The 21252-nt window shown below is 76.8% G+C and carries 23 protein-coding genes and 1 pseudogene; 10 read left to right on the top strand and 14 right to left on the bottom strand.

Annotation, left to right across the window (positions count from 1 at the left end; all coding sequences use genetic code 11):
* Nucleotides 1-4: 4 nt before the first annotated feature.
* From ACI8AF_RS15070 to ACI8AF_RS15060, 3 genes are read left to right on the top strand one after another with little or no spacing between them, the layout of a single operon-like run.
* Nucleotides 5-1987, top strand: a complete 1983-nt coding sequence (locus ACI8AF_RS15070) for an acetyl/propionyl/methylcrotonyl-CoA carboxylase subunit alpha (protein ID WP_456540535.1) — start codon at nucleotides 5-7, stop codon at nucleotides 1985-1987.
* Nucleotides 1984-2769 (top strand): TIGR03084 family metal-binding protein, encoded by a 786-nt coding sequence (locus tag ACI8AF_RS15065; RefSeq protein WP_456540534.1) that lies wholly within the window; start codon nucleotides 1984-1986, stop codon nucleotides 2767-2769. The genes ACI8AF_RS15070 and ACI8AF_RS15065 overlap by 4 nt, the downstream gene beginning before the upstream one ends.
* The gene (locus tag ACI8AF_RS15060) at nucleotides 2766-4559 is read left to right on the top strand and encodes an acyclic terpene utilization AtuA family protein (RefSeq protein ID WP_456540533.1); all 1794 of its coding nucleotides are present in this window, start codon (nucleotides 2766-2768) and stop codon (nucleotides 4557-4559) included. The genes ACI8AF_RS15065 and ACI8AF_RS15060 overlap by 4 nt, the downstream gene beginning before the upstream one ends.
* On the opposite strand, the gene trxA is transcribed toward ACI8AF_RS15060, so the two are convergent.
* Complete coding sequence (trxA, locus tag ACI8AF_RS15055; protein ID WP_456540532.1) at nucleotides 4551-4925, bottom strand: thioredoxin; 375 nt, start codon at nucleotides 4923-4925, stop codon at nucleotides 4551-4553. The genes ACI8AF_RS15060 and trxA overlap by 9 nt on opposite strands.
* Nucleotides 4926-4977: 52 nt before the next feature.
* Entirely contained in the window at nucleotides 4978-6291 is a 1314-nt protein-coding gene (locus ACI8AF_RS15050; RefSeq protein WP_456540531.1) for a BtrH N-terminal domain-containing protein, read from the bottom strand.
* A 226-nt stretch (nucleotides 6292-6517) separates the two neighbouring features.
* Here ACI8AF_RS15050 and ACI8AF_RS15045 point away from each other — a divergent pair, with 226 nt between their 5' ends.
* Nucleotides 6518-7432, top strand: a complete 915-nt coding sequence (locus ACI8AF_RS15045; protein WP_456540530.1) for a ribonuclease Z — start codon at nucleotides 6518-6520, stop codon at nucleotides 7430-7432.
* Nucleotides 7433-7442: 10 nt separating this feature from the next.
* On the opposite strand, the gene ACI8AF_RS15040 is transcribed toward ACI8AF_RS15045, so the two are convergent.
* The 4 genes from ACI8AF_RS15040 to ACI8AF_RS15025 all read right to left on the bottom strand — a co-directional run bounded on the left by ACI8AF_RS15040 (nucleotide 7443) and on the right by ACI8AF_RS15025 (nucleotide 10485).
* Complete coding sequence (locus tag ACI8AF_RS15040; protein WP_456540529.1) at nucleotides 7443-7727, bottom strand: STAS domain-containing protein; 285 nt, start codon at nucleotides 7725-7727, stop codon at nucleotides 7443-7445.
* A 78-nt stretch (nucleotides 7728-7805) separates the two neighbouring features.
* A complete protein-coding gene (locus ACI8AF_RS15035) occupies nucleotides 7806-8417 on the bottom strand; it encodes a GerMN domain-containing protein (RefSeq protein WP_456540528.1) in 612 nt (203 codons plus the stop codon).
* Nucleotides 8414-9778: a sensor histidine kinase gene (locus tag ACI8AF_RS15030; RefSeq protein WP_456540527.1), complete on the bottom strand. Its 1365-nt coding sequence runs from the start codon at nucleotides 9776-9778 to the stop codon at nucleotides 8414-8416. The genes ACI8AF_RS15035 and ACI8AF_RS15030 overlap by 4 nt, the downstream gene beginning before the upstream one ends.
* Nucleotides 9775-10485, bottom strand: coding sequence for a response regulator (locus ACI8AF_RS15025; protein WP_456540526.1), 711 nt, complete (start codon nucleotides 10483-10485; stop codon nucleotides 9775-9777). The genes ACI8AF_RS15030 and ACI8AF_RS15025 overlap by 4 nt, the downstream gene beginning before the upstream one ends.
* A gap of 113 nt (nucleotides 10486-10598) precedes the next feature.
* Here ACI8AF_RS15025 and ACI8AF_RS15020 point away from each other — a divergent pair, with 113 nt between their 5' ends.
* Nucleotides 10599-10970 carry an STAS domain-containing protein gene (locus ACI8AF_RS15020; RefSeq protein WP_456540525.1) on the top strand — a complete coding sequence of 124 codons (372 nt, stop codon included), beginning with the start codon at nucleotides 10599-10601 and terminating at the stop codon, nucleotides 10968-10970.
* On the opposite strand, the gene ACI8AF_RS15015 is transcribed toward ACI8AF_RS15020, so the two are convergent.
* The 3 genes from ACI8AF_RS15015 to ACI8AF_RS15005 all read right to left on the bottom strand — a co-directional run bounded on the left by ACI8AF_RS15015 (nucleotide 10944) and on the right by ACI8AF_RS15005 (nucleotide 13494).
* Nucleotides 10944-11192, bottom strand: coding sequence for a hypothetical protein (locus ACI8AF_RS15015; RefSeq protein WP_456540524.1), 249 nt, complete (start codon nucleotides 11190-11192; stop codon nucleotides 10944-10946). The two genes, ACI8AF_RS15020 and ACI8AF_RS15015, sit on opposite strands and share 27 nt — an antisense overlap.
* Before the next feature lie 308 nt (nucleotides 11193-11500).
* The gene (locus ACI8AF_RS15010) at nucleotides 11501-11950 is read right to left on the bottom strand and encodes a hypothetical protein (RefSeq protein ID WP_456540523.1); all 450 of its coding nucleotides are present in this window, start codon (nucleotides 11948-11950) and stop codon (nucleotides 11501-11503) included.
* A gap of 59 nt (nucleotides 11951-12009) precedes the next feature.
* The gene (locus tag ACI8AF_RS15005) at nucleotides 12010-13494 is read right to left on the bottom strand and encodes an APC family permease (RefSeq protein WP_456540542.1); all 1485 of its coding nucleotides are present in this window, start codon (nucleotides 13492-13494) and stop codon (nucleotides 12010-12012) included.
* A 72-nt stretch (nucleotides 13495-13566) separates the two neighbouring features.
* Between ACI8AF_RS15005 and ACI8AF_RS15000 the strand changes: the two genes are divergently transcribed.
* From ACI8AF_RS15000 to ACI8AF_RS14990, 3 genes are all read left to right on the top strand, one after another.
* On the top strand, nucleotides 13567-14400 hold the full coding sequence (locus ACI8AF_RS15000) for a hypothetical protein (RefSeq protein ID WP_456540522.1): 834 nt from the start codon (nucleotides 13567-13569) through the stop codon (nucleotides 14398-14400).
* A gap of 27 nt (nucleotides 14401-14427) precedes the next feature.
* Nucleotides 14428-16104, top strand: coding sequence for a LuxR C-terminal-related transcriptional regulator (locus ACI8AF_RS14995; RefSeq protein WP_456540521.1), 1677 nt, complete (start codon nucleotides 14428-14430; stop codon nucleotides 16102-16104).
* Between the two features lie 72 nt (nucleotides 16105-16176).
* On the top strand, nucleotides 16177-17358 hold the full coding sequence (locus ACI8AF_RS14990) for an NAD(P)/FAD-dependent oxidoreductase (RefSeq protein ID WP_456540520.1): 1182 nt from the start codon (nucleotides 16177-16179) through the stop codon (nucleotides 17356-17358).
* On the opposite strand, the gene ACI8AF_RS14985 is transcribed toward ACI8AF_RS14990, so the two are convergent.
* Complete coding sequence (locus tag ACI8AF_RS14985; RefSeq protein WP_456540519.1) at nucleotides 17345-18211, bottom strand: sigma-70 family RNA polymerase sigma factor; 867 nt, start codon at nucleotides 18209-18211, stop codon at nucleotides 17345-17347. The genes ACI8AF_RS14990 and ACI8AF_RS14985 overlap by 14 nt on opposite strands.
* 76 nt (nucleotides 18212-18287) lie before the next feature.
* Between ACI8AF_RS14985 and ACI8AF_RS14980 the strand changes: the two genes are divergently transcribed.
* Complete coding sequence (locus tag ACI8AF_RS14980; protein ID WP_456540518.1) at nucleotides 18288-18632, top strand: VOC family protein; 345 nt, start codon at nucleotides 18288-18290, stop codon at nucleotides 18630-18632.
* A gap of 108 nt (nucleotides 18633-18740) precedes the next feature.
* Here ACI8AF_RS14980 and ACI8AF_RS14975 read toward each other — a convergent pair whose 3' ends face one another.
* Nucleotides 18741-19688: a hypothetical protein gene (locus ACI8AF_RS14975; RefSeq protein WP_456540517.1), complete on the bottom strand. Its 948-nt coding sequence runs from the start codon at nucleotides 19686-19688 to the stop codon at nucleotides 18741-18743.
* Between the two features lie 68 nt (nucleotides 19689-19756).
* On the opposite strand from ACI8AF_RS14975, the gene ACI8AF_RS14970 reads away from it, so the two are divergent.
* A complete protein-coding gene (locus ACI8AF_RS14970) occupies nucleotides 19757-20068 on the top strand; it encodes a hypothetical protein (protein ID WP_456540516.1) in 312 nt (103 codons plus the stop codon).
* Here ACI8AF_RS14970 and ACI8AF_RS14965 read toward each other — a convergent pair.
* From ACI8AF_RS14965 to ACI8AF_RS14955, 3 genes and pseudogenes are all read right to left on the bottom strand, one after another.
* Nucleotides 20065-20291 (bottom strand): annotated as a pseudogene (locus ACI8AF_RS14965) (NAD(+)--rifampin ADP-ribosyltransferase); the annotation flags it as partial. The gene ACI8AF_RS14970 and the pseudogene ACI8AF_RS14965 overlap by 4 nt on opposite strands.
* 7 nt (nucleotides 20292-20298) lie before the next feature.
* Nucleotides 20299-20745, bottom strand: coding sequence for a DUF5313 family protein (locus ACI8AF_RS14960; RefSeq protein ID WP_456540515.1), 447 nt, complete (start codon nucleotides 20743-20745; stop codon nucleotides 20299-20301).
* A 20-nt stretch (nucleotides 20746-20765) separates the two neighbouring features.
* Nucleotides 20766-21242 carry a MarR family winged helix-turn-helix transcriptional regulator gene (locus tag ACI8AF_RS14955; RefSeq protein ID WP_456540514.1) on the bottom strand — a complete coding sequence of 159 codons (477 nt, stop codon included), beginning with the start codon at nucleotides 21240-21242 and terminating at the stop codon, nucleotides 20766-20768.
* Nucleotides 21243-21252 lie beyond the last annotated feature (10 nt).

Genomic DNA, 21252 nt, shown 5'->3' with positions numbered 1-21252 from the left:
GCGCGTGATCAGGAAGCTGCTCATCGCCAACCGCGGCGAGATCGCGCTGCGGATCACCCGCACCGCGCGGGAGATGGACATCGCCACGGTGGCCGTCTTCTCCGACCCCGACGCCGGCGCGCCGTTCGTGGCCGCCGCCGACGAGGCCGTGCGGCTGCCCGGCGCGACCCCGGCGGAGACCTACCTGCGCGGCGACCGGCTCGTCGCGGCGGCGCGGGCCACCGGCGCCGACGCCGTCCACCCCGGGTACGGGTTCCTCTCGGAGAACGCCGGCTTCGCCCGGGCGTGCGCCGATGCGGGGCTGGTCTTCGTCGGGCCCTCGCCCGAGGCGATCGAGGCGATGGGGTCCAAGACGGCGGCCAAGGAGCGGATGGCCGCCGCCGGGGTCCCCACGCTGCCCGGCGCGGTCATCGGCGCCCGCGGGGAGCTGAACGAGGCCGCGCTCGCCCGCGCCGGCGAGGGGATCGGCTACCCGCTGCTGGTCAAGGCGGCGTTCGGCGGCGGCGGCCGGGGCATGCGGATCGTCCGGGAGGCCGGCGAGCTGGCCGGGGCGGTGGCCGCCGCCCGGCGGGAGGCGGCGTCGGCGTTCGGCGACGGCACGGTCTTCCTCGAGCGCTTCGTCGAGCGACCGCGGCACGTCGAGGTCCAGGTCGTCGGCGACACCCACGGCACCGTCGTCCACCTCTTCGAGCGCGAGTGCTCGATCCAGCGGCGGTACCAGAAGATCGTCGAGGAGTCGCCGTCGCCGGCGGTGACGCCGGAGCTGCGCGCCGAGCTGGGCGCCGCCGCCGTCGCCGCGGCCAAGGCGATCGACTACGTCGGCGCCGGCACCGTCGAGTTCGTGCTCGACCGGGCGGGGCGGTTCTTCTTCCTCGAGGTCAACACCCGGCTGCAGGTCGAGCACCCGGTCACCGAGCTGGTCACCGGCCTCGACCTGGTGCGGGTGCAGCTGCAGGTGGCCGACGGGGAACCGCTGCCCCCCGAGGTCACCGGAGCCTCGCTCACCGGGCACGCGGTCGAGGCGCGGCTCTACGCCGAGGACGTCGCGGCCGGCTTCCTGCCCGCCACCGGCACGGTGCACCGGTTCCGCGTGCCCGAGCTGCCCGGCCTGCGGGTCGACGCCGGGGTCGCCGACGGGTCGGTGGTCGGCGTCCACTACGACCCGATGCTGGCCAAGGTCATCGCGCACGGCCCCACCCGCGACGCCGCCTGCCGCACGCTGGCCCGCGCGCTGGCCGAGGCGCGGGTGCACGGCGTGACCACCAACCGCAACCTGCTCGTCGGGCTGCTGCGCGAGGACGAGTTCCGCCGCGGCGGGATCGACACCGGCTACCTGGAGCGGCACGACCCGGTCGAGCTGGGGCGGTCCGGGGACGAGCGGCTCGCCCTCCGGGTGCACGCCCTGGCCGCCGCGCTCGCCGGCGCGGCCGGGCGCCGGGCGGCCGCGGGCGTGCAGGCGGCGGTGCCCAGCGGCTGGCGCAACGTGCCGTCGGCCGACCAGACGACGACCTTCGCGCTGGACGGCGCCGCCGTCGACGTGGCGTACCGCTACACCCGCGACGGGGTGCGGGCCGCGGTCGGCGGCGAGCGGCTGGACGTCGTCGTCGACGCGGCCTCGCCGGACGCCGTGACGCTGACGGTCGACGGGGTCCGGCGGACCGTCGAGGTGCACCGGGTCGCCGACGACCACTTCTGCGACAGCTCGCTCGGCGCCACCTGGCTGACCGAGGTCGAGCGCTTCCCCCAGCCGGAGGCCGAGGAGCAGGCGGGCTCGCTGCTCGCCCCGATGCCCGGCACGGTCGTGCGGGTGGAGGTCGGCGTCGGGGACCCGGTGCGGGCGGGCGCGGTGGTCGTCGTCCTGGAGGCGATGAAGATGGAGCACCCGGTGCGCGCGGCGCACGACGGCCTGGTGATGGCGCTGCCGGCGACGGTCGGCGCGACCGTCGACACCGGCGCGGTGCTCGCGGTGGTGGGGGAGGAGGCGTGAGCGTCGACATGGCGGCGCTCACCGCCGACCTCGCCGCGGAGTCCGCCGAGCTCTACGAGGTGCTGTCGGTGCTCGCCGAGCCCGACTGGGCGCGCGACACCCCGGCAGCCGGCTGGACCGTGCGCGACCAGGTCACCCACCTGGCCTTCTTCGACGAGGCGGCGGTGCGCGCGGCCACCGAGCCCGAGGCGTTCGCCGCCGAGGTGGCGGCGCTCGCCGAGCAGGACCCCGACCGGGTGGCCGAGCGCTACCGCGGGCTGCCCGGCGCCGAGGCGTTCGCCTGGCTGCAGCAGACCCGCCGCGCCTACCTCGACGTCTTCGCCGCGCTCGACGGCGGCGCCAAGCTGCCCTGGTACGGCCCCCCGATGAGCGCCGCGTCGTCGGTGACCGCCCGCCTCATGGAGACCTGGGCGCACGGCCAGGACGTGCACGACGCCCTCGGGCTGGTCCGCCGGCCGACCGCGCGGCTGCGGCACGTGGCCCACCTCGGCGTCCGCACCCTGGGCTGGAGCTTCGCCGTCCGCGGGCTGCCGGCGCCCGGGGCGCCGGTGCGGGTGGAGCTGACCGGTCCTGACGGCGAGCCGTGGACGTGGGGTCCGGACGACGCCGCCGACCGCGTCACCGGCCCGGCCGAGGACTTCTGCCTGCTCGTCGTGCAGCGCCGCCACCGGGGGCAGACCGCGCTCGTCGCCGAGGGGCCGGTGGCCGACCGGTGGCTGGACGTCGCGCAGGCGTTCGCCGGGCCGCCCGGCCCCGGCCGTGCTCCGGAGGCCGGCGGATGAGCCCGCCCACCGGCCCGCCGCACCTCGCCCCGCGCAGGCCGGTGCGCATCGCGAACTGCTCGGGTTTCTACGGCGACCGGCTCTCGGCGGCGCGGGAGATGGTCGAGGGCGGCCCGATCGACGTCCTCACCGGTGACTACCTGGCCGAGCTGACCATGCTCATCCTCTGGAAGGCCCGCCGGAAGGACCCGACCGCCGGCTACGCGCGCACGTTCCTCGCCCAGCTCGAGCAGGTGCTCGGCACCTGCTTCGAGCGGGGCGTCAAGATCGTGACCAACGCCGGCGGGCTCGATCCGCTGGGGCTCGCCGAGGCGGTCGGCGACCTCGCCGCCCGGCTGGGCGTACCGGCGCGGGTCGCCGCGGTCACCGGCGACGACCTGCTCGACCGGCTGCCGGAGCTCCAGGCGGCCGGGGTCGACCTGGCGCACCTCGACACCGGCGAGAAGCTGGCCGACTCGGGGCTGCGCCCGCTCACCGCCAACGCCTACCTGGGCGGGTGGGGGATCGCCGAGGCGCTGGCCGCCGACGCCGACGTCGTCGTCTGCCCGCGGGTCACCGACGCCTCGCTCGTCGTCGGCCCGGCCGCCTGGTGGCACGGGTGGCGGCGGACCGACTGGGACGCGGTGGCCGGCGCGGTCGCCGCCGGGCACGTGGTCGAGTGCGGCCCGCAGGCCACCGGCGGCAACTACGCCTTCCTCGACGAGATCCGCGACCGCCGCGCGCCGGGCTTCCCGATCGCCGAGGTCGCCGCCGACGGGAGCAGCGTGATCACCAAGCACCCGGACACCGGCGGCCTGGTCTCGGTGGGCACGGTCACCGCGCAGCTGCTCTACGAGATCGCCGAGCCGGCCTACGCCAACCCCGACGTCGTCGCGCACTTCGACACCGTGGCGCTCACCCAGGAGGCGCCCGACCGGGTGCGGATCAGCGGCACCCGCGGCAGCCCGCCGCCGGACACGCTCAAGGTCGCGCTCAACGCCCTCGGCGGCTACCGCAACACCATGACGCTGGTGCTCACCGGCCTGGACGTCGAGGAGAAGGCCGCCTGGGCCGAGCAGCTGCTGTTCGACCAGCTGGGCGGCCGCGGGGCGTTCGCGGAGACCGACGTCCGGCTGCTGCGCTTCGACGTCCCGGACGCCCCGACCAACGAGCAGGCCACCGCATACCTGCGGATCACGGTCAAGGACGCCGACGCCGAGAAGGTCGGCCGCCGGTTCTCCGACGCGGCCGTCGGGCTGGCGCTGGGCGGCTACGCCGGCTTCCACGCCACCTCGCCGCCCACCCGGGAGAGCGCCTACGGCGTCTACTGGCCGGCGCTGGTGCCCGCCGACGCCGTCGCGCACGCCGTCCACCTGCCGGACGGGACGCGGCAGGCGATCCCGCACCCGCCGACCTGGCCGGTGGCCCCGCCGGCCGAGCCGGCACCGCCGCCGGAGGTGCCGGGCGGACCGACCGAACGGGTGCCGCTGGGCCGGATCGCCGGCGCGCGGTCGGGGGACAAGGGCGGCAACGCCAACGTCGGGTTCTGGGTGCGGGACGACGACGCCTACGCCTGGCTGGCCGCCGAGATCACGCCGAAGCGGATCAGGGAACTGCTCACCGAGGCGGCCGACCTGGAGGTCCGCGTCTTCCCGCTCCCGAACCTGCGCGCGGTCAACGTGGTGGTCGTCGGGCTGCTAGGGGAGGGCGTCGCGTCGAGCACCCGGCCCGACGCGCAGGCGAAGGGGCTGGGGGAGTACCTGCGCTCGCGGCTGGTCGACGTGCCGGCCGCGCTGCTCCGGTCAGGCTGAGCGCGCGGCCTGCTGCTCGGCGAGCTGCTCGCGCACCTCGTCCATGTCGAGGCTGCGCACGCCGGCGATCAGCTGCTCGAGGGCGGGCGCGGGCAGGGCACCGGCCTGGTTGAAGACGAGGATGCCGTCGCGGAACGCCATGAGGGTCGGGATCGAGCGGATGCCCGCCGCGGCCGACAGGCCCTGCTCGGCCTCGGTGTCGACCTTGGCGAACACGATGTCGGAGTGCTGCTCCGAGGCGGCCTCGAAGACGGGGGAGAACGCGCGGCACGGCCCGCACCAGGCGGCCCAGAAGTCGACCAGGACGATGCCGTTGCCGGTGACCGTCCGCTCGAAGGAGTCGGCGGTCAGCGCTGTGGTGGTCATGGCGGGTGCAACCGCCGGCGGGCCCGGGGTAGTCCCGGGCCCGCCGGCCGGCTCACCCGGCCAGCACGGCGGCCAGCCGCCGCACGGCCGCGGACTCGGCGTCGACGATCCCGGCGACCTGCTCGCTCATCGAGGCCAGGACGACGGCGACCCGCTCCGGCGACAGCGGCGGCTCGGCGTCGTGCTCGGCCCGCAGCCGCCACAGCTCCTCGGCCGCCGCGGCCCGCTCGGCGGCGGCCGCGTCGCCCTCGGCGACCGTGCCGGTCACCGTGGCCGTCAGCTCGCGCAGCCGGACGAGCGCCGGCACGTCGGCGGGCAGGGCCGCCTCGGCGACGGCGTGCCAGCGCTCGGCGATCTCCCGCCAGCCCGCCGCCTCGGCGGCCAGCGCCGGCTCGCCGAGCAGCGCGGCGGCCTCCTCCAGCCCGTCGGCGAACAGCCCGCGCAGGGAGCCGCCGTCCGTGCCGGCGGGCTCGACGCCCTCCCACACGCTCGCCAGCGCCCGCAGCAGGCCGCGTCGGTCGGCGAACACCGTCGGCCACCCCTTGGCGGCACGGGGGTCGACGAGCAGCTTCGACCACTTGCGCCAGGCGGGCAGCGCGAACGACGTCGACGTCCCGCCGAGCTGGTCGACGGTGGCCTGCAGCCCGGCGCGCACCGCCGTCCGCAGCCGATCGGCGGGGACGGCGGCGTCCCGGGTGCGGACGACGAGCGCCGCGTTCCTGTAGCTGCCGACGCGGGCCCGCGCCCGGTCGAGGTCGTCGACCGCCACGGTGAGCGGGGCCAGGGTGCGGTCGTCGACGTGCACCCGGGTACCGGCGACGGCGTAGGCGACCACCGGGTGGCCGCCGTGCCCGTCGAGGAACGGCGGCAGGTTCCAGTAGCCGACGTGGAAGCGGTCGGGCCAGATGATCGCCGGATCGCCCGCGGCCAGCGCCGAGGCGAGGGCCCGGGCCGCGGCGGCGGTCCCGCCGGTGCGCGACCAGGCGACGTCCAGCCCCAGCCGGTCCACCGTGGTGGCCAGCCGCCGGTCGAAGTACTGCCAGGAGTGGGTGAAGCCCAGCGTGACGACGCGGCTGTCGTCGTGGGCGAACTCCCACAGGATGTAGCCGGCGCCGAGCCCGCCGCCGGCGACCAGGAGGAGGGGCTCGGTCAGCGGCCCGTCGGGCCCGGTGACCCCGCGGTGCGCGAGCACGTTGGTCAGCGCGGCGGTGTCGGGGTCGGTGCCCCCGCGCAGCACCCACCCGCGGTCCACGACGGGGCCGTGGTCGGCGGTGCCGACGACGTGGGCGCGGGCGACGGCGTAGCGCTCGCCGGTGCGGGCCATCCGCGCGCGGACGCGCGCCTTGAGCTGCTTGGCGACGGTCATGGTCGGACCTTCCCGGCTGCACGCGCGGCCGGACGGCTCCACGCACCGCCCGCCGCCGCAGCCGAGCAGTTCCGGACACGTCGGGGACGACCAGCGCCTCGAGGCTCCCGGAGTCCCCTTTGCCCCGCGGTGCCGGCCCGCGTGGAGAACCGGTCTGGGGTTGGGCGTGAGGCCCGCCGCCCGGGAGCTTATCGAGCCGGGAGGACCGGCCGGTAGCGTCCGCGCCGTGGCCGCCCGCGAGCTCGTCGTCCTGGGGACGGCGAGCCAGGCGCCGACGCGCACCCGCAACCACAACGGCTACTTCCTGCGCTGGGACGGCGAGGGGTTCCTGTTCGACCCGGGGGAGGGGACGCAGCGGCAGATGCTCCTGGCCGGCGTGCCCAGCTCGGCGGTCACGCGGCTGTGCCTGAGCCACTTCCACGGTGACCACTGCCTGGGTGTGCCCGGCGTGGTGCAGCGGCTCTCCCTCGACGGGGTGGCGCACCCGGTCGTCGCGCACTACCCGGCGAGCGGGCAGGTGTTCTTCGACCGGCTGCGGCACGCCTCGGTGTTCCACGAGCGGGCCGAGCTGAACGAGGAACCGCTCACGGTCGACGGGCCGGTCGCCACGGGGGCGTTCGGCACGCTGGAGGCCCGCCGGCTCGACCACCTCGTCGAGTCGTTCGGGTACCGGCTGGTGGAGCCCGACGGCCGGCGGATGCTGCCCGGCGAGCTCGCCCGGTACGGCATCGCCGGCCCGGACGTCGGCCGGCTGCAGCGGGAGGGTTCCCTCGACACCGGCGGCCGCACGGTGCGGGTCGAGGACGTGAGCGCGCCCCGGCCGGGGCAGCGGTTCGCCTTCGTGATGGACACCCGGCTCTGCGACGCGGTGTACGCGCTGGCCGAGGGGGTCGACCTGCTGGTGGTCGAGTCCACGTTCCTCGCCGAGGACGCCGCGCTGGCCGACCGGTACGGCCACCTCACCGCCCGCCAGGCCGGGGCCGTGGCACGGGAGAGCGGCGTGCGGCTGCTGGTGCTCAGCCACTTCTCCCAGCGCTACCCCGACCCCGCGCGGTTCCGCGAGGAGGCCGCCGCGGAGTTCGCCGGCGAGATCGTCGTCGCCGCCGACCTCGACCGGGTCGCCGTCCCGCCGCGCCGCTGACCGGCGGTGGTCACGCCGGGCGCACCGCCGAGCGCGGGTGCAGCACCAGCACGCCCCCGTCCGCGGCGAGCGCCCGCTCCACGTCGCGCAGGACGTGCAGGCCGGCGTCGTCGGCGGCGTGCACGTCCCGCAGGTCGAGGAGCACCCGGGCGTGGCCGCTGCGGTGGAGGCTCTCCACGGTGCCGCGGACCAGGTCCGCGCCCTGCACCGTCAGGTGCCCGCTGACCCGGACGGACCCGGTGCGCGGGTCGACGGTCTCGGACATGGCGGCGCGGGGTGCTCCGGTGGTGCTCATGGGACCACCCTCCCAGCCCGCCGGGCGCGGCGGAGCGGTCAGGGGCACCCGTCACCCGCTCGTCACGGAACCGCAAAGTCAGGACGGCGGCGCCGGGGAGGGCGGGGGCGGCGCGGTGGCCAGCGGCGCGTAGTCGTCGGCCGTGAGCGGCGCGGAGGTCAGCTCGCCGGACGGCAGCGGGGCCTCCAGCGGTTCGCCGTCCAGGGTGAGCAGCACCGCGCGCACCTCCGGCAGGCTCGTCGCCGTCAGCACGACCTGGCCCACGGCGCGCCGGCTCTGCTGGCCGGAGGGGGCGTCGCCCGCACCGGCCAGGTCGACGGTCACGGTGCCGTCGTCGGCGCCGGTCACGGTGAGCCGCAGACCGGGGGGCAGCGCGGTGGTCAGGGCGTCGTCGCGCTCCCCGGCGGTGGGTCCGTCGGCGAGCTGCGCGAGGAGGTCGGCCAGCCGCTCGCGGGTCGTCGTCCCGTCGACGTCGCGACCGCTGGCCACGAGGACGTCGTCGGGGCCCACGAGGTAGACCCGCGGCTGGTCGGCGCGGGGTGCGGAGCTCGTCGGCGCGGCCGTCGTGGGCGCCGGATCGACCAGGCCGTAGGGGACGTCGGACGCCGGGATCGCCTCCGGCGCCCCGCCGGTCGGGACGCCGCAGCCGGCCAGGACGACAGCGGCGGCCACGAGCAGCCGGCCCCTCACGCCGGCTCCACCGGCAGCGCGAGGGTCATCCGCGCGCCGCCGTCCGGGCTCGCCGAGCACCAGGCGGCGCCGCCGTGCCGGGCGGCGGTCTCGGCCACGATGGCCAGGCCCAGACCGGCGCCGGGCAGGGACCGGCGACCGGCGTGCACGCCGCGGGTGAACCGCTCGAAGATCCGCTCCCGGTCCTCCGGCGGGACGCCGGGGCCGGCATCGTCCACGGTCAGCACCACCGACCCGTCGCGCTGCTCCACCCCGACGGCGCGCGCCCCGCCGGCGTGCCGGTCGGCGTTGTCCAGCAGGTTGCGCAGCGCGCGCTCGAGCTGCCGCTTGTCCCCGCCGACGACGGTCCGCCCGCCCGTGTGCAGCAGGTCGACCGGTCGGCCGGTCGCGACGAGCACCTCACGGGCGAGCGCGGCCAGGTCGACGGCGGACCGCTCCTCGACCGCCGCGGCGTTGTCCAGCCGGGCCAGCTCGAGCAGGTCGTCGAGCGTGGCGCGGAAGCGGACCAGCTGCTCCTCGACGAGGGCCAGCGCCTGCCGCGCGCGCGGCTGCAGCTCCTCGCGGCGGGCGGCGAGCACCTCGACGCTGGTGATCAGGCTGGTCAGCGGGCTGCGTAGCTCGTGGCTGACGTCGCCGACGAACCGGGCGTCGCGCTCGATGCGGGCGGCGAGCGCGTCGACCATGGTGTTGAAGCTGCCGACGATCGCCACCAGGTCGCGGTCGTCGGTCGGTGGCAGGCGGGTGGTGAGCTCGCCGGCGGCGATGCGGGTGGCCGCCCCGGCGACCTGGTTGAGCGGCTGCACCACGCGGCGGCTGGCCCAGACCCCCGCGGCGGCGCCCGCCGCGGTCGCCGTGGCGGCCGCCGCGCCCAGCACGGCGGTCAGCGTGCGCAGCACCCCGCGCAGCTCCACCAGCGGGGCCAGCTCGTAGAACTCGAGGTCGGCGGCGACCACGGGGACGCCGATGACCAGCCGCGGCCCCTCGTCCGACGGCGTCCGGATCGTGCCGGCCGCACCGCCCTCGACCAGCTCCTGCAGCGTCGCGGGGACGTCCCGCGCGCCGACGTCGAGGCTGGAGGAGTACCAGGAGTCCCCGCTGCGGACGACGAAGTCCGACCGCCCGGGGGACATCTCCGAGAGGACGTCGCCGACCTCGGTGCCGGCCGTCGCGAGCCGGCTGCGCAGCAGGTCCGCGTCGACGAACGCCTGCCGGGTGGCGGCGCGCTCGCGCTGGTCGAGGAGGTAGCCGCGGGCGAGCAGGAAGGTGGTGACGACGAGGACCGCGGAGACCAGCAGGGCGCCGGCGGCGAAGGCGAGGACGATGCGCGCCCGCAGGCCGCGCGGCCCGGGCGCGAGCCTCACTGCGGGTCCAGCCGGTACCCGAGCCCCCGGACGGTGACGACCAGCCGCGGGGCGCCGGGATCGGTCTCGACCTTCGTGCGCAGCCGGCGCACGTGGACGTCGACGATCCGCTCGTCGCCGAAGTAGCCGTGCTGCCAGACCCGCTCCAGCAGGTCCTGCCGGCTGAGCACCCGGCCGGGGACGGCGGCGAGCTCGCACAGCAGCCGGAACTCGGTGACGGTGAGCGGCACCTGCTCCGCGCCGCGGTGCACGGTGCCGCGCTCCTCGCGGAGGACCAGCGGTGCGGCGGGGTCGGCGTCGAGCACGACCTCCCGGGGCGCCTCCTCGCGCGCCGGCCGGCCGCCACCCGCCCGGCGCCGCAGCGCGCGCAGCCGGGCGGTGATCTCCTTGACCTGGAACGGCTTGGTCACGTAGTCGTCGGCGCCGGCCTCCAGCGCCGCGACGATGTCGTGCGTGTCGGCCCGCGCGCTGACCACGATGATCGGCAGGTCGTGCGAGCGGCGGACGTGGCGGACGACGCCGTAGCCGTCCATCCGCCCGAGCATCAGGTCCAGCACCATCAGGTCGGGCGGGGCGGCGTCGACGACGGCGCAGGCGTCCTCCCCGCTGGCCGCCTCGTCGACCGCGTACCCCTCGTCCTCGAGGGCCCACCGCAGCGAGGTCCGGATGTGGTCGTCGTCCTCGACGATCAGCAGACGCGGGGGCACGCCGTCCCATGCTGCCACCGCCCGGCGTCGGCAACCGTCCCGGAGGCGGACCGTCACGGAATCGCAAAGCGGCCGTCCGGGGAACCGCAATGTGCCGCGGGAACGCTCGGGCCATGACCGCCGTGGCCGATCGCGTGGACCTGCCCCCGGCCGTCGACGAGGTGGTGGTCACCCTCGACGACGGGGTGCTCGCCGACGGGTTCGCCGACGCCCGGTGGCTGCTGCACGACGCGCTGCTGGCCGGGGCGCGGCGGATCGTCGTCGACCTCAGCCGGGTCGGCTCGCTGGGCAGCCCGGCGCTGGCCAGTTTCCTGTGGGCGCACCGCGTCTGCCGGGCCCGGGGCGGGGCCGTGGTGCTGCGCGGTGCCGACCGGCGGACGCGGGACATGCTCCACCGGACGGGGCTGTGGCGGGTGCTGCAGGTGCAGAAGGGCGCGGCGCGGGGCCGCGGCCGGCGGTCAGCGGACCGGCGGCACGACCTCTGAGACGGGGGCGCTCGGGGCGTGCCCGCGCTGCGCGCGGTAGACGTACAGCAGCGCCCGGTCGGGCAGCGCGTGGCCGCGCGGGCAGGCCAGCGTGTCGACGTGGCCGACGTACACGGGTACGCCGAGCACGCCGTGGTGGTGCAGACCCGCCTGCTGCACCAGCCGGTGGTCGCACCGGGGGCAGTGGAGGTTGTGCAGGGACTGGACCCAGAGCGCATCCATGGCCCCAGGCTGGAGGGCCGCCACGGTCCGCAGCCACCCGGCTCCGGCGTGTTCGGGGAAGCGTCACGGGATCGCAACACCTCCGCGTCGGGATGTGACGGTCCCGGGACGACCCGCCCCAGCGCGTGCGTCGTCGACCCGCGCCGGGGCGCGGCAGGCCACGGTTCCCCGGTCCACCGACCGAGGAGGCCCCGTGTCCTGCACCCGTTGCGGCTCCGCGCGCCCGCGCGGCCGGTTCTGCACCACCTGCGGCCGGCGGCTGCCGCCGTCCGGCTCGCTGCCCCCGGTCCGGGTGGTGCCCCGGCCGGTCACCGACCGGGCGGCAGGGAGTGCTCGGCGAGGGCGTTGACCGCGGCCGCGCCCAGGGCGTCGACGTGGGCGGCGAGCCGGCGCAGCGGCAGGGGGCCGGGCGCGCTCAGCAGCCCGGCCAGCCGGTCGGCGGCGACGGCCACGCGGTCGGCGCCGCGGCCCGCCAGCTCGGGCAGCGGCTCGGCGTCCCACGGCTCGCCGACCTCGGCGGAGAGGCCGGGGTAGCGGCGCAGGAAGTCGGCGCAGCCGGTGGCCAGCCGCCACCAGGTGCCGGCGGCGAGCTCCGGCGCGGTGCCGGCGGCCGCCCAGCGCAGCAGCCGGACGACGTCCTGCCAGACGACGTCGGACACCACGCCCTGCACGGCGGACGGCGCCGGCGGCCGGTGGGCCAGCACGAGCCCGCGCGCGGCGTCCGGGTCGAACAGGGATCTGCGCAGCTCGTCGTCCACGGGGCCGACGCTGCCGCGCCTCCCCGGTGCCGGGGTGACCGCCGGCTGTGGACCGGCTGTCAGTTCTGCGCGGCCGGGGCGGCCTCCCGCTCGGCCTCCGTCGTCGTCCGCCACCGGGAGTGCCGGTAGCCGTATCCGAAGTAGACGAGGAAGCCCAGGGCCATCCAGGCGAGGAACCGCAGCCAGGTCTCGAGCTCGAGGTTGGCCATCAGGTAGAAGCAGGCCAGCGCCGACAGCCAGGGCAGCCAGGGGGAGAACGGCACCCGGAAGGCGCGCTTCAGCTCGGGTCGGGTCTTGCGCAGCCGCGGGACGGCGAGGGAGACCAGCAGGAAGGCGAACAGGGTGCCGATGCTGACCAGGTTGGCCAGCTCCTCCAGCGGCACGAACGCGGCCATGACCAGGACGACGGCCGCGTACATCAGCGTCATCCGCACCGGGGTGCCGGTGCGCGGGCTGACCTTGGCGATCGACATGGGCAGCAGCCCGTCGCGGCCCATGGCGAAGCCGATCCGGCTGACCGTGACCAGGTCGACCAGGATCACCGAGGTGAGGCCCGCGACCGCGGCCAGCGAGATCAGCGCCGAGGCCCAGCCGAGCCCGTTCTGGGCGAACGCGTCGGCGATCGGAGCGCCCTCGTCGATGTCGGTGTAGTTCACCATCCCGACGACGACGAACGAGACGCCGACGTAGAGCGCGGTCGACAGCGCGAGGGTGCCGAGGAGGCCCAGCGGGAGGTCGCGGCCGGGGCGGCGGGTCTCCTCGGAGAGGTTCGCGACGGCCTCGAAGCCGGTGTAGGAGAAGAAGACGACGGCCGCCGCGGTGAGCAGGCCGCCGATCCCGAAGACCGCCGGGTCCAGGCCGAGCGCCCAGCCGATGAGCGGCTGCTGCAGGCCGCTGGCGCCCGCGCTGCCCTCCGACGGGGGGATGAACGGGGTGAGGTTGGCGCCGGTGACGAACCAGGCGCCGGCGACGATGACGAAGACGCAGATGGCGACCTTGACGATGACCAGGGCGCCGGTGACGCGGGCCGACTCGCGGATGCCGAGCACGGCCACGACGGTCAGCACGACCACGATGAGCACCGCGCCGACGTTGACCACCGAGTCCTCGCCGAACAGCGACGGCGGCAGGTCCAGCAGGTTGCCCACGTAGCCCGACCACCCGCGGGCGACGACGGCGGCGCCGAGGGCGAACTCCAGGAAGAGGTCCCAGCCGATGATCCAGGCGAGCAGCTCGCCGGCGGTGGCGAAGGCGTAGGAGTAGGCGCTGCCCGCCGTCGGCACGGAGGAGGCCAGCTCGGCGTAGCAGAGGGCGGCCAGGACGGCGACGACGCCGGCGACGACGAAGGAGATCACCACCGCGGGCCCGGCGGTGTTCTTCGCCTGCACGCCGGTGAGGGTGAAGATGCCGGTGCCGATCACGACGCCGATGCCGAAGGCGACGAGGTGCCGGGCGGAGAGGTTCTTCCGCAGTTTCCCGACGCCGGTGACCTCGCTCTCGGTCTCCCCGATGTGCTCGACCGGCTTCGTCCGGAACACGTGCATGGCCACGAGGGGCCCCCGTACCCCTGCGGACCGACCTGTCACACGCGCGGCCGGACGGGGCACCCTGGAGAGGTGTTCGACGTCGACTGGATGGGTCTGCTCACCCGCGAGGTGCTGCGCGAGCGGGTGCCGGCGCTGGTCGCCGAGGCGTGCGCCTGGAGCGTGGGCCTGTCCGACCAGCCGCACCACCTGCGCCACCGGGGCCGGCTGGTGGCCACCGGCACGACCATCGGTGTGCGCGCCGCCAACGGCCAGCCGCTGTCGGGGGAGGAGGACGGCCGGCTCGAGCTCGGCGACGCGCGGCCGGGCAGCTTCGCCGACGTGCTCAACGCGGTGACGGCGGACGGCGGCACCTACGCCGACCGGCTCGACCGCGAGGTGCTCGACCCGTTCGTGCTGCAGACCTGCGTGCTCGCCGCCGAGCGGGCCCGCGAGACGCGGCAGCGGGCGTGGGCGGAGCTGCTCGACGAGCTCGGCGAGGACGGCGGGGACCTCGGCGACGTCGTCCGGGCGGGCGACTGGGAGACGCCGCTGCGGGCCGAGGCCGAGCTCCTGCTGCTCGCCGCGCTGGGCGACGTGCCGCTGGCCGAGGTGGAGGCGGAGGGGCTGCCGCTGGCCGTCGTGCGCGCCGCCGAGCGGGCGACCCGGGGCGCGGTGCCCGCTCCCGAGCCGGAGCCGGCCGACCTCGGCGCCGCCCGGATCCTCGCCGACGCGGCGCTGCGCGGCTCCGGGCTGCCGCTGCCCGTGCCGCCCGGCGAGGCCGGCCGCCTGCTGGAGCTGCTGCTCACCGAGGGGCTGGAGCCGGAGGAGATCCCGCCGCTGCTCGCCGAGCTGCCGGTGGACGCCGCGACCGCCGTCCAGGTGGCCGCCATGCTCGCCGCCGCCGGCGAGGACCCCTACGCCTGACCGGGCCCGCCGGTGCACCATTCCGGTGTGGAGGGCCCGGTCCGGCAACTGCTCGCCGAGGTGCGCGTGGCGCTGCGCGCAGGGGACGCGGCCACTGCGCGAGACCTGCTGGCCCGGCTCGACGAGGCCGAGCCGTCCCCGCTCGTGCACGAGCTCCGGGGCCGGGTGGCGTTCCTCGAGCTCGACTTCCCGCGGGTCGCCGAGAACTGGGAGCGGGCCTACGCCGGCTACCGCGCGGCCGGGGACCCGCTCGGGGCGATCCGCACGGCCCGCAGCCTCGGCGGCGTCCACTTCTCCATGCTGGGCAACCCGGCGGTGGCCGCGGGCTGGCAGGCCAGGGCGCAGACGCTGCTGTCCCAGGTCCCGGGGTCGCGGGAGGCGGGGTGGGTGGCGCTCGACGCGGGCATGTTCGAGGCCGACCGCGCCCGCAAGGAGGCGCGCTTGCGGGAGGCGCTCGCCGCCGGGCGGGGGGCCGGCGACACGGACCTGGAGTGCGCCGCGCTGGCCTACCTCGGGGCCGCGCTGGTGCACGCCGACCGCACGACCGAGGGGATGGCGCTGCTGGACGAGGCGCTGGCCGCGGTCGCCGGACGCGAGGTGGACGACTTCTTCGTGCTGGAGGAGATCTTCTGCCAGCTCTTCTCCGCCTGCGAGCACGCCTGCGACGTGCGCCGCGCCGAGGAGTGGATCGCCGTCGGAGAGGCGATCGCCGCTCGGCGGAACCTGCCGGCGGTCTCCGCCTTCTGCCGCACCCACTACGGCGGCGTCCTCACCGCCGCGGGCCGGTGGTCGGAGGCCGAGCAGGCGCTGACCGCGGCAGCCCGCATCTGGGGGCTGAGCCGGCGCTCGGCGCTGCGGGCGGGCGCCCTCGCCCGGCTCGCCGAGCTGCGGGTACGCCAGGGCCGGTTCGAGGAGGCCGCGCAGCTGCTCGCGGAGTTCGACGGGGCGGTCTCGGCCGAGGTGGTCCGGCCGCTGGCCGCAGTCCACCTCGCGCGCGGCGACGTCGAGCTCGCCGGCGACCTGCTCGAGCGGGCGCTCGGGGCGGTCGACCCGTCCGCCGCGGAGGCCGCCCCGCTGTGGGCGCTGCTGGTCGAGGTGCACCTCGCCGCCGGCCGGGCCGACGCCGCCCAGGACGCCGCCGGGCGGGTTGCCTGCTGCGCCGAGCGGCTGCCCGCCCCGCACCTGGTGGCGCTCGCCGCCTTCGCCCGGGGACAGGTCTGCCTGGCCACCGGCGCCGATCCCTCCGCGTGCCTGCGCCAGGCCCTCGCGGGGTTCACGGCGGCGCAGATGCCGCGGGAGCGGGCCCGCACCCGCCTGGCGCTCGCCCGCGCGGTGGCCGGCGAGCGGCCGGCCGTGGCCCTCGCCGAGGCGCGCACCGCCCTCGCGGAGTTCCGGGGGCTGCGCGCCGACCGCGACGCCGACGACGCCGCCGCGCTGCTGAGGTCCCTGGGCGTGCGGGTGCCGGGGACCCGGGCGCCGGGCGGCGCGCTCACCTCCCGCGAAGCGGAGGTGCTCGAGCTGCTCGGTCACGGGCTGACCAACCCGGAGATCGCCGAACGGCTGTTCATCAGCCGCAAGACCGTCGAGCACCACGTCGCCAACGTGCTGGCCAAGCTCGGCCTGCGCAGCCGTGCCGAGGCGGCGGGCTACGCGGTGCGGGCGGGTGCGGACGGGATGCGGGGCGGGATGCGGGGCGGGAGATAGGGGAGCTCACCGATCCTTGCGCGGCCGGAGGGGACGACCGTGTCGGCGTCCGTCCACGGAGGAGGTCCGGCCATGACCCAGCAGTACGACGTGATCGTCGTCGGCGCCCGGTGCGCAGGTTCCCCGACGGCGATGCTCCTCGCCCGCGCGGGGCACCGGGTGCTGGTCGTCGACCGCGCGGCGTTCCCCAGTGACACGGTGTCCACCCATGCCGTCCACGCGCCGGGCGTCGCCGCGTTGCGGCGCTGGGGGCTGCTGGACGCGGTGCTGGCGACCGGCTGCCCGCCGGTCGACGGCTACTCGTTCGACTTCGGCCCGTTCACCCTCACCGGCACGCCCCGGCCGTCCGGAGGCGGCTCCACCATGTACGCGCCTCGCCGGTACCTGCTCGACGCCGTCCTCGTCGAGGCCGCCGCCGCGGCCGGCGCCGAGGTGCGGGAGCGCTTCTCCGTGCAGGAGCTGCTCGTGGAGGACGGCGCCGTGGTGGGGGTCCGCGGGCACAGGCCCGGTGGTCGGGAGACCACGGAGCGGGCGCGCGTCGTCGTCGGGGCCGACGGCCGCAACTCACGCGTGGCCCGGGCCGTGGGGGCGTCGGAGTACCACGTGCGGCCCTGCCTGCAGTACGGCTTCTACACCTACTGGAGCGGCCTGCCCGTCGACCGGTTCTCCACCGTTGCGCGCCCCGACCGGGGCTGGGGGGCGATCCCGACGAACGACGGGCTGACCCTCGTCGTGGTCGGCCGGCCGTACGCCGAGCTGTCGGACTACCGGGCCGACGTCGAGGGGAGCTACCTGGCGACCCTCGAGCTGGTGCCGGAGTTCGCGGCGCGGGTGCGGGCGGCCACGCGGGAGGCCCCGTTCGTCGGCGGCGGGGTGCGCAACTTCTTCCGCACCCCCTACGGGCCGGGGTGGGCGCTGGTGGGCGATGCCGGCCTCACCGTGGACCCCATCACCGCGCAGGGCATGACCCACGCGTTCCTCGACGCGGAGCTCTGCGCCTCCGCGCTGGACGCAGTGCTCCGGGGGCGCGCCGCGCACGCCGCCGCCATGGCGGCGTACCAGCGGGCACGGGACGAGCGGGTGCTGCCCCTGTACGAGTTCACCTGCGGCATCGCCACGCTGGCCCCGCCCCCGCCGGAGGTGCAGCGCCTGCTGGCCGCGGCGGCGGGGAACCGGCCGGCGATGGACGCCTTCGCGTCCGTGATCGCCGGGACGCTCGCACCCGCGGAGTTCTTCGCGGCTACCGCTGCCTGAGCGGCTCGATGTCGAAGGCGGCGATCCGCTCGGGATCGGCGATGAGCTCGATCACGGTCACCCGGCCGTCCACGACGGTGAAGGCGAAGACCACCTTGGTCTCGCCGAGGTGCGACCAGACCCAGCCCGGGACGCCGTCGACCAGCACCAGGCGGGCGGCGCGCGCCCGGCCGGAGAGGAAGCCGGCGACCCCGCGGGCGCCGCGCAGCTCGGTGACGTCGGAGCCCATCCGCACGGCCGCGGCGTCGGCGCGCAGCACCGCGTCGGGGTCGAGCAGCTCGAGCAGCGCGGAGAAGTCGCCCTCGCGCGAGGCGGTGAGGAACGCCGACACCACCTCGCGCCTGCGGGCGACGTCGTCGGCCGGCTCCGCCCCGCGCACCCGCCGCCGGGCGCGGCTGGCCAGCTGGCGGGCGGCCGCGGGGGAGCGGTCGACGATCGGGGCGATCTCGTCGAACGGCACGTCGAACAGGTCGTGCAGCACGAACGCCAGCCGCTCGGCGGGGGCGAGGGTGTCCAGGACGGCGAGCAGCGCCAGGCCGACCGAATCGGCGAGCACCGCCTCCTCGGCCGGGTCCGGGACGGCGTGCAGGTGCCGCCGCGCGGCCTCCTCCAGCGGGTCCTCGCGGCGGGAGGTGCGGCTGCGCAGCTGGTTGAGGGACACCCGGGCGACGACGGTGGTCAGCCAGCCGGCCAGGTTGTCGACCTCGCCGCTGTCGGCGCGGCTGACCCGCAGCCACGCCTCCTGGACGGCGTCCTCCGCCTCGGCGCGCGAGCCGAGCAGCCGGTGCGCGACGGCGGTCAGCCGGTCCCGCTGCTGCTCGAACTCCGTGGCGAGCAGATCGTTCTCGCTCATGTCCGTCACATCCCCCGGTCGGCGCGTGTCAGTGAGGTGAGAGACCCACCGATCCGCACCACCCGAGGAGCACATCATGACCGCCGGCGTCCGCACCGTCATCTACCCCGTCGCCGACCTGCCCCGCGCGAAGGCGCTGTTCGGCGTCCTCACCGGCGCCCAGCCCGTGGTCGACGCCCCCTACTACGTGCAGTTCGACGTCCGAGGCCAGTCGATCGGCCTCGACCCGCACGGGCACCGTTTCGGGCAGTCCGGCCCGGTCGCGTACTGGCACGTGGACGACGTCGCCAAGGCCCTGGCCGCGCTGGTCGAGGCCGGCGCCGAGACCGTGCAGGAGCCCACCGACGTCGGCGGCGGCATGCAGGTCGCCGTCGCCCGGGACGCCGAGGGCAACCTGATCGGCCTGCGCCCCGGCGCCTGAACCGGGTCCGAGAGGGCGATCCGTGCACGGCCGGCCGGCGTGTCCGCCGCGATGTCGTGCACGGGATGCCTTCTCGGCGGCACGGTGCCGGCGGACGACCGCTGCCGCTCAGGCATGGCCGTGCTGCGCCCCCGGTGGACGACGCCGGGCTCCGCGCACGGGGTGGCGGGCGAGGACGGCGGCGAGCTCGGCGTTGCGCCGGACGAACGGCTCCCACGTCGCGCTCGACGCCTCCGGTGGCCGGGTGCCGCGCCGCTGCTCCCAGCCGCGCAGCCGCCCGCCGCGGATGCGCAGCCGGAGGAGGACGTCGCCGGCCCAGCCGGTGACGTCCTCGTCGCCGCCGGCCGCGGTGACCCGCTGCGGGGCGACGACCCACTCGACGGCGGCGAGCTCCTCCTGCAGCCGCGCGGCGGCCTCGTAGCGCTGGGCGCCGGCGGCCGCGTCCCGCCGCGCGGTGAGCTCCGCGCGCAGCGCCGCCACCGCCGACGGCTCGCGGTCGAGCACCGCCGCGATCGCCGCGGCGAGCTGCGACGGGTCGGCGCCGGCCGCGCCGCGCAGCCGAGCCATCTCCCGCTCGGAGGGGCTGAGCCCGGTGCCGGCGTAGCCGAGCGGGTGGACCCGCAGCAGCGCCGAGACCGCGAGCCGCACCCTCCGGCTGCCCAGGTACGGGCCGAAGCAGCGCGCCCCCGGGCCGGGCGGCGCGTCGCGGACGACGTGCAGGCGCGGCGCTCCGGGAGTGGCGTCCAGGCGGATGCGGACCGGCACCTCGAGGCCGCCGGGAATGCGGTTCCACCGCGGCATCGCCCGCTCGAGCAGGTTCCGCTCGGCCCACGCCGCCTCGTGCGCCGAGTCGCAGACGAGGGCCTCGATGCGGGCGACGTGCGGCACCATGCGCCGCAGGTGCCGGCGGTCGCCGAGGTCGCCCCAGTAGGAGCCGACCCGCCGCCGCAGGTCCACGGCCCGGCCCAGGTAGAGGACCCGGCCGCCGTCGTCCCGGAAGCGGTACACACCCGGCTCGGCCGGCAGGGCGGCGACGGCGGACGGGCGCGCGCTCACCCGGCCATCGTGCACGACAGGGACTTCGGCCCCTGGGCCGTATCGGACGGAACCGTCACGGTATGGGCATGAGCTCGGACGCGGTGACGACGCCCGCGGCCGGCAAGGGGCCGGCCGACGACGAGGGACTTCCTCAACCACCGGTGCTGGTGGTCCGCTGCGACCCGGTGCGCGGGGTGGTCCGCGCCCGCGGGTGGCTGGACACGGTGGGCGCCGAGGTGGTGGCGGCGCAGGTGGACGCCCTGCACCTCGCCGGCCACCGGGAGATCGCCGTCCGGCTGACGCAGGCCGACGTGGGCGCCCGCGCCCTGCTGGGCGCCCAGGCCGCGCGGCTGGCCGCCGCGGGCGTCCGGGTCCGCCTCGGCGGGGGGTCCGCCTAGTCCTCGATGAGGTCCCGGCCCTGCTCGCGCAGCCGCGCCAGGCCGTCGAGCACGCCCTGCAGGACCTCCGGGTCGTGCCCGGTCCAGCCGTCGGGCTCGCCGACGACGCGCAGCGGGAGCGGGTGCGGTAGGAGCGCGTGGGGTTGCCGGGGAACCTCGTGTCGGTCACGTCCGGGTCGTCCTCGCAGGGGCCGAGCGGCTCCACGACGTCGATGCGCCCCCGCGCCCCGTCACCGGCCGGCCCGGGCGCGGTAGCGCTCGGCGCGGCGGGCCGCCGCGGCGCGCTTGCGCTCGCTCTCCTCCTGCTGCCTGACCAGCGAGCGCCGGTCCCGGTGCGCCTGCGCCGTCCCGGCCGGGTAGCCGGCCTTGACCACGCGGTTCTCGATCACCTCGGTCATGTAGGCCAGCGAGTAGATCATCGCCAGGAAGATGCCGCCCCCGGCGACCGCCGCGCGCAGCGCCAGCGGCGCGGGGAGGAAGACCATGATCAGCACGACCGGGACGGCGAGCTGGACGAACATGCGCGCGATGTGCCGCAGCCACCAGGTGTCGGTCGTCGTGTCGTGCAGCACCCAGCCGCGGTTCTCGCGGGGGAGCCGGCCGCCGAAGGCGTACCAGAGCCACCGGTGCGGGGCCGGGCGGACGACGGGGTCGGCCGGCGCGCCGGTCTCTGCCATGGGGAGCGCTCCTGGACTGGTCATGCGATGGCCCGCGGGCCGTCGCCGGGGGTGGACAGCGCCTGCTGCGCCGCCGAGATGACGCGGGTGAGCGCGCCGTGCAAAGACATCAGCTCGTCGAGGGGCATGCCCAGCCGCTCGACGATGCCGGCCGGGATCTGCTCGGCCCGGGCGCGCAGGGCCCGGCCCTCGTCGGTCAGCGCGAGGGCCAGGTTGCGCTGGTCGCGGGGGTCGCGCTCGCGGCGCAGCAGACCGGCGGCCTCGAGCCGCTTGAGCAGCGGCGACAGGGTGCCGGGGTCGAGCTGCAGCAGCCGCGACAGGTCCTTGACCGCCAGGGTCCCGTGCTGCCAGAGCGCCAGCATCACCAGGTACTGCGGATGGGTCAGCCCCAGCGGCTCGAGCACCGGCCGGTAGACCGCGACGACGTTGCGAGCGGCCACCGACAGGGCGAAGCAGACCTGGCGCTCCAGCGCCAGCACGTCCTGGTCGTCGGTCACGTCCCCATCG

The sequence above is a fragment of the Blastococcus sp. SYSU D00669 genome, assembly GCF_054050715.1.
This window is presented reverse-complemented; position numbering and strand designations above follow the sequence as displayed.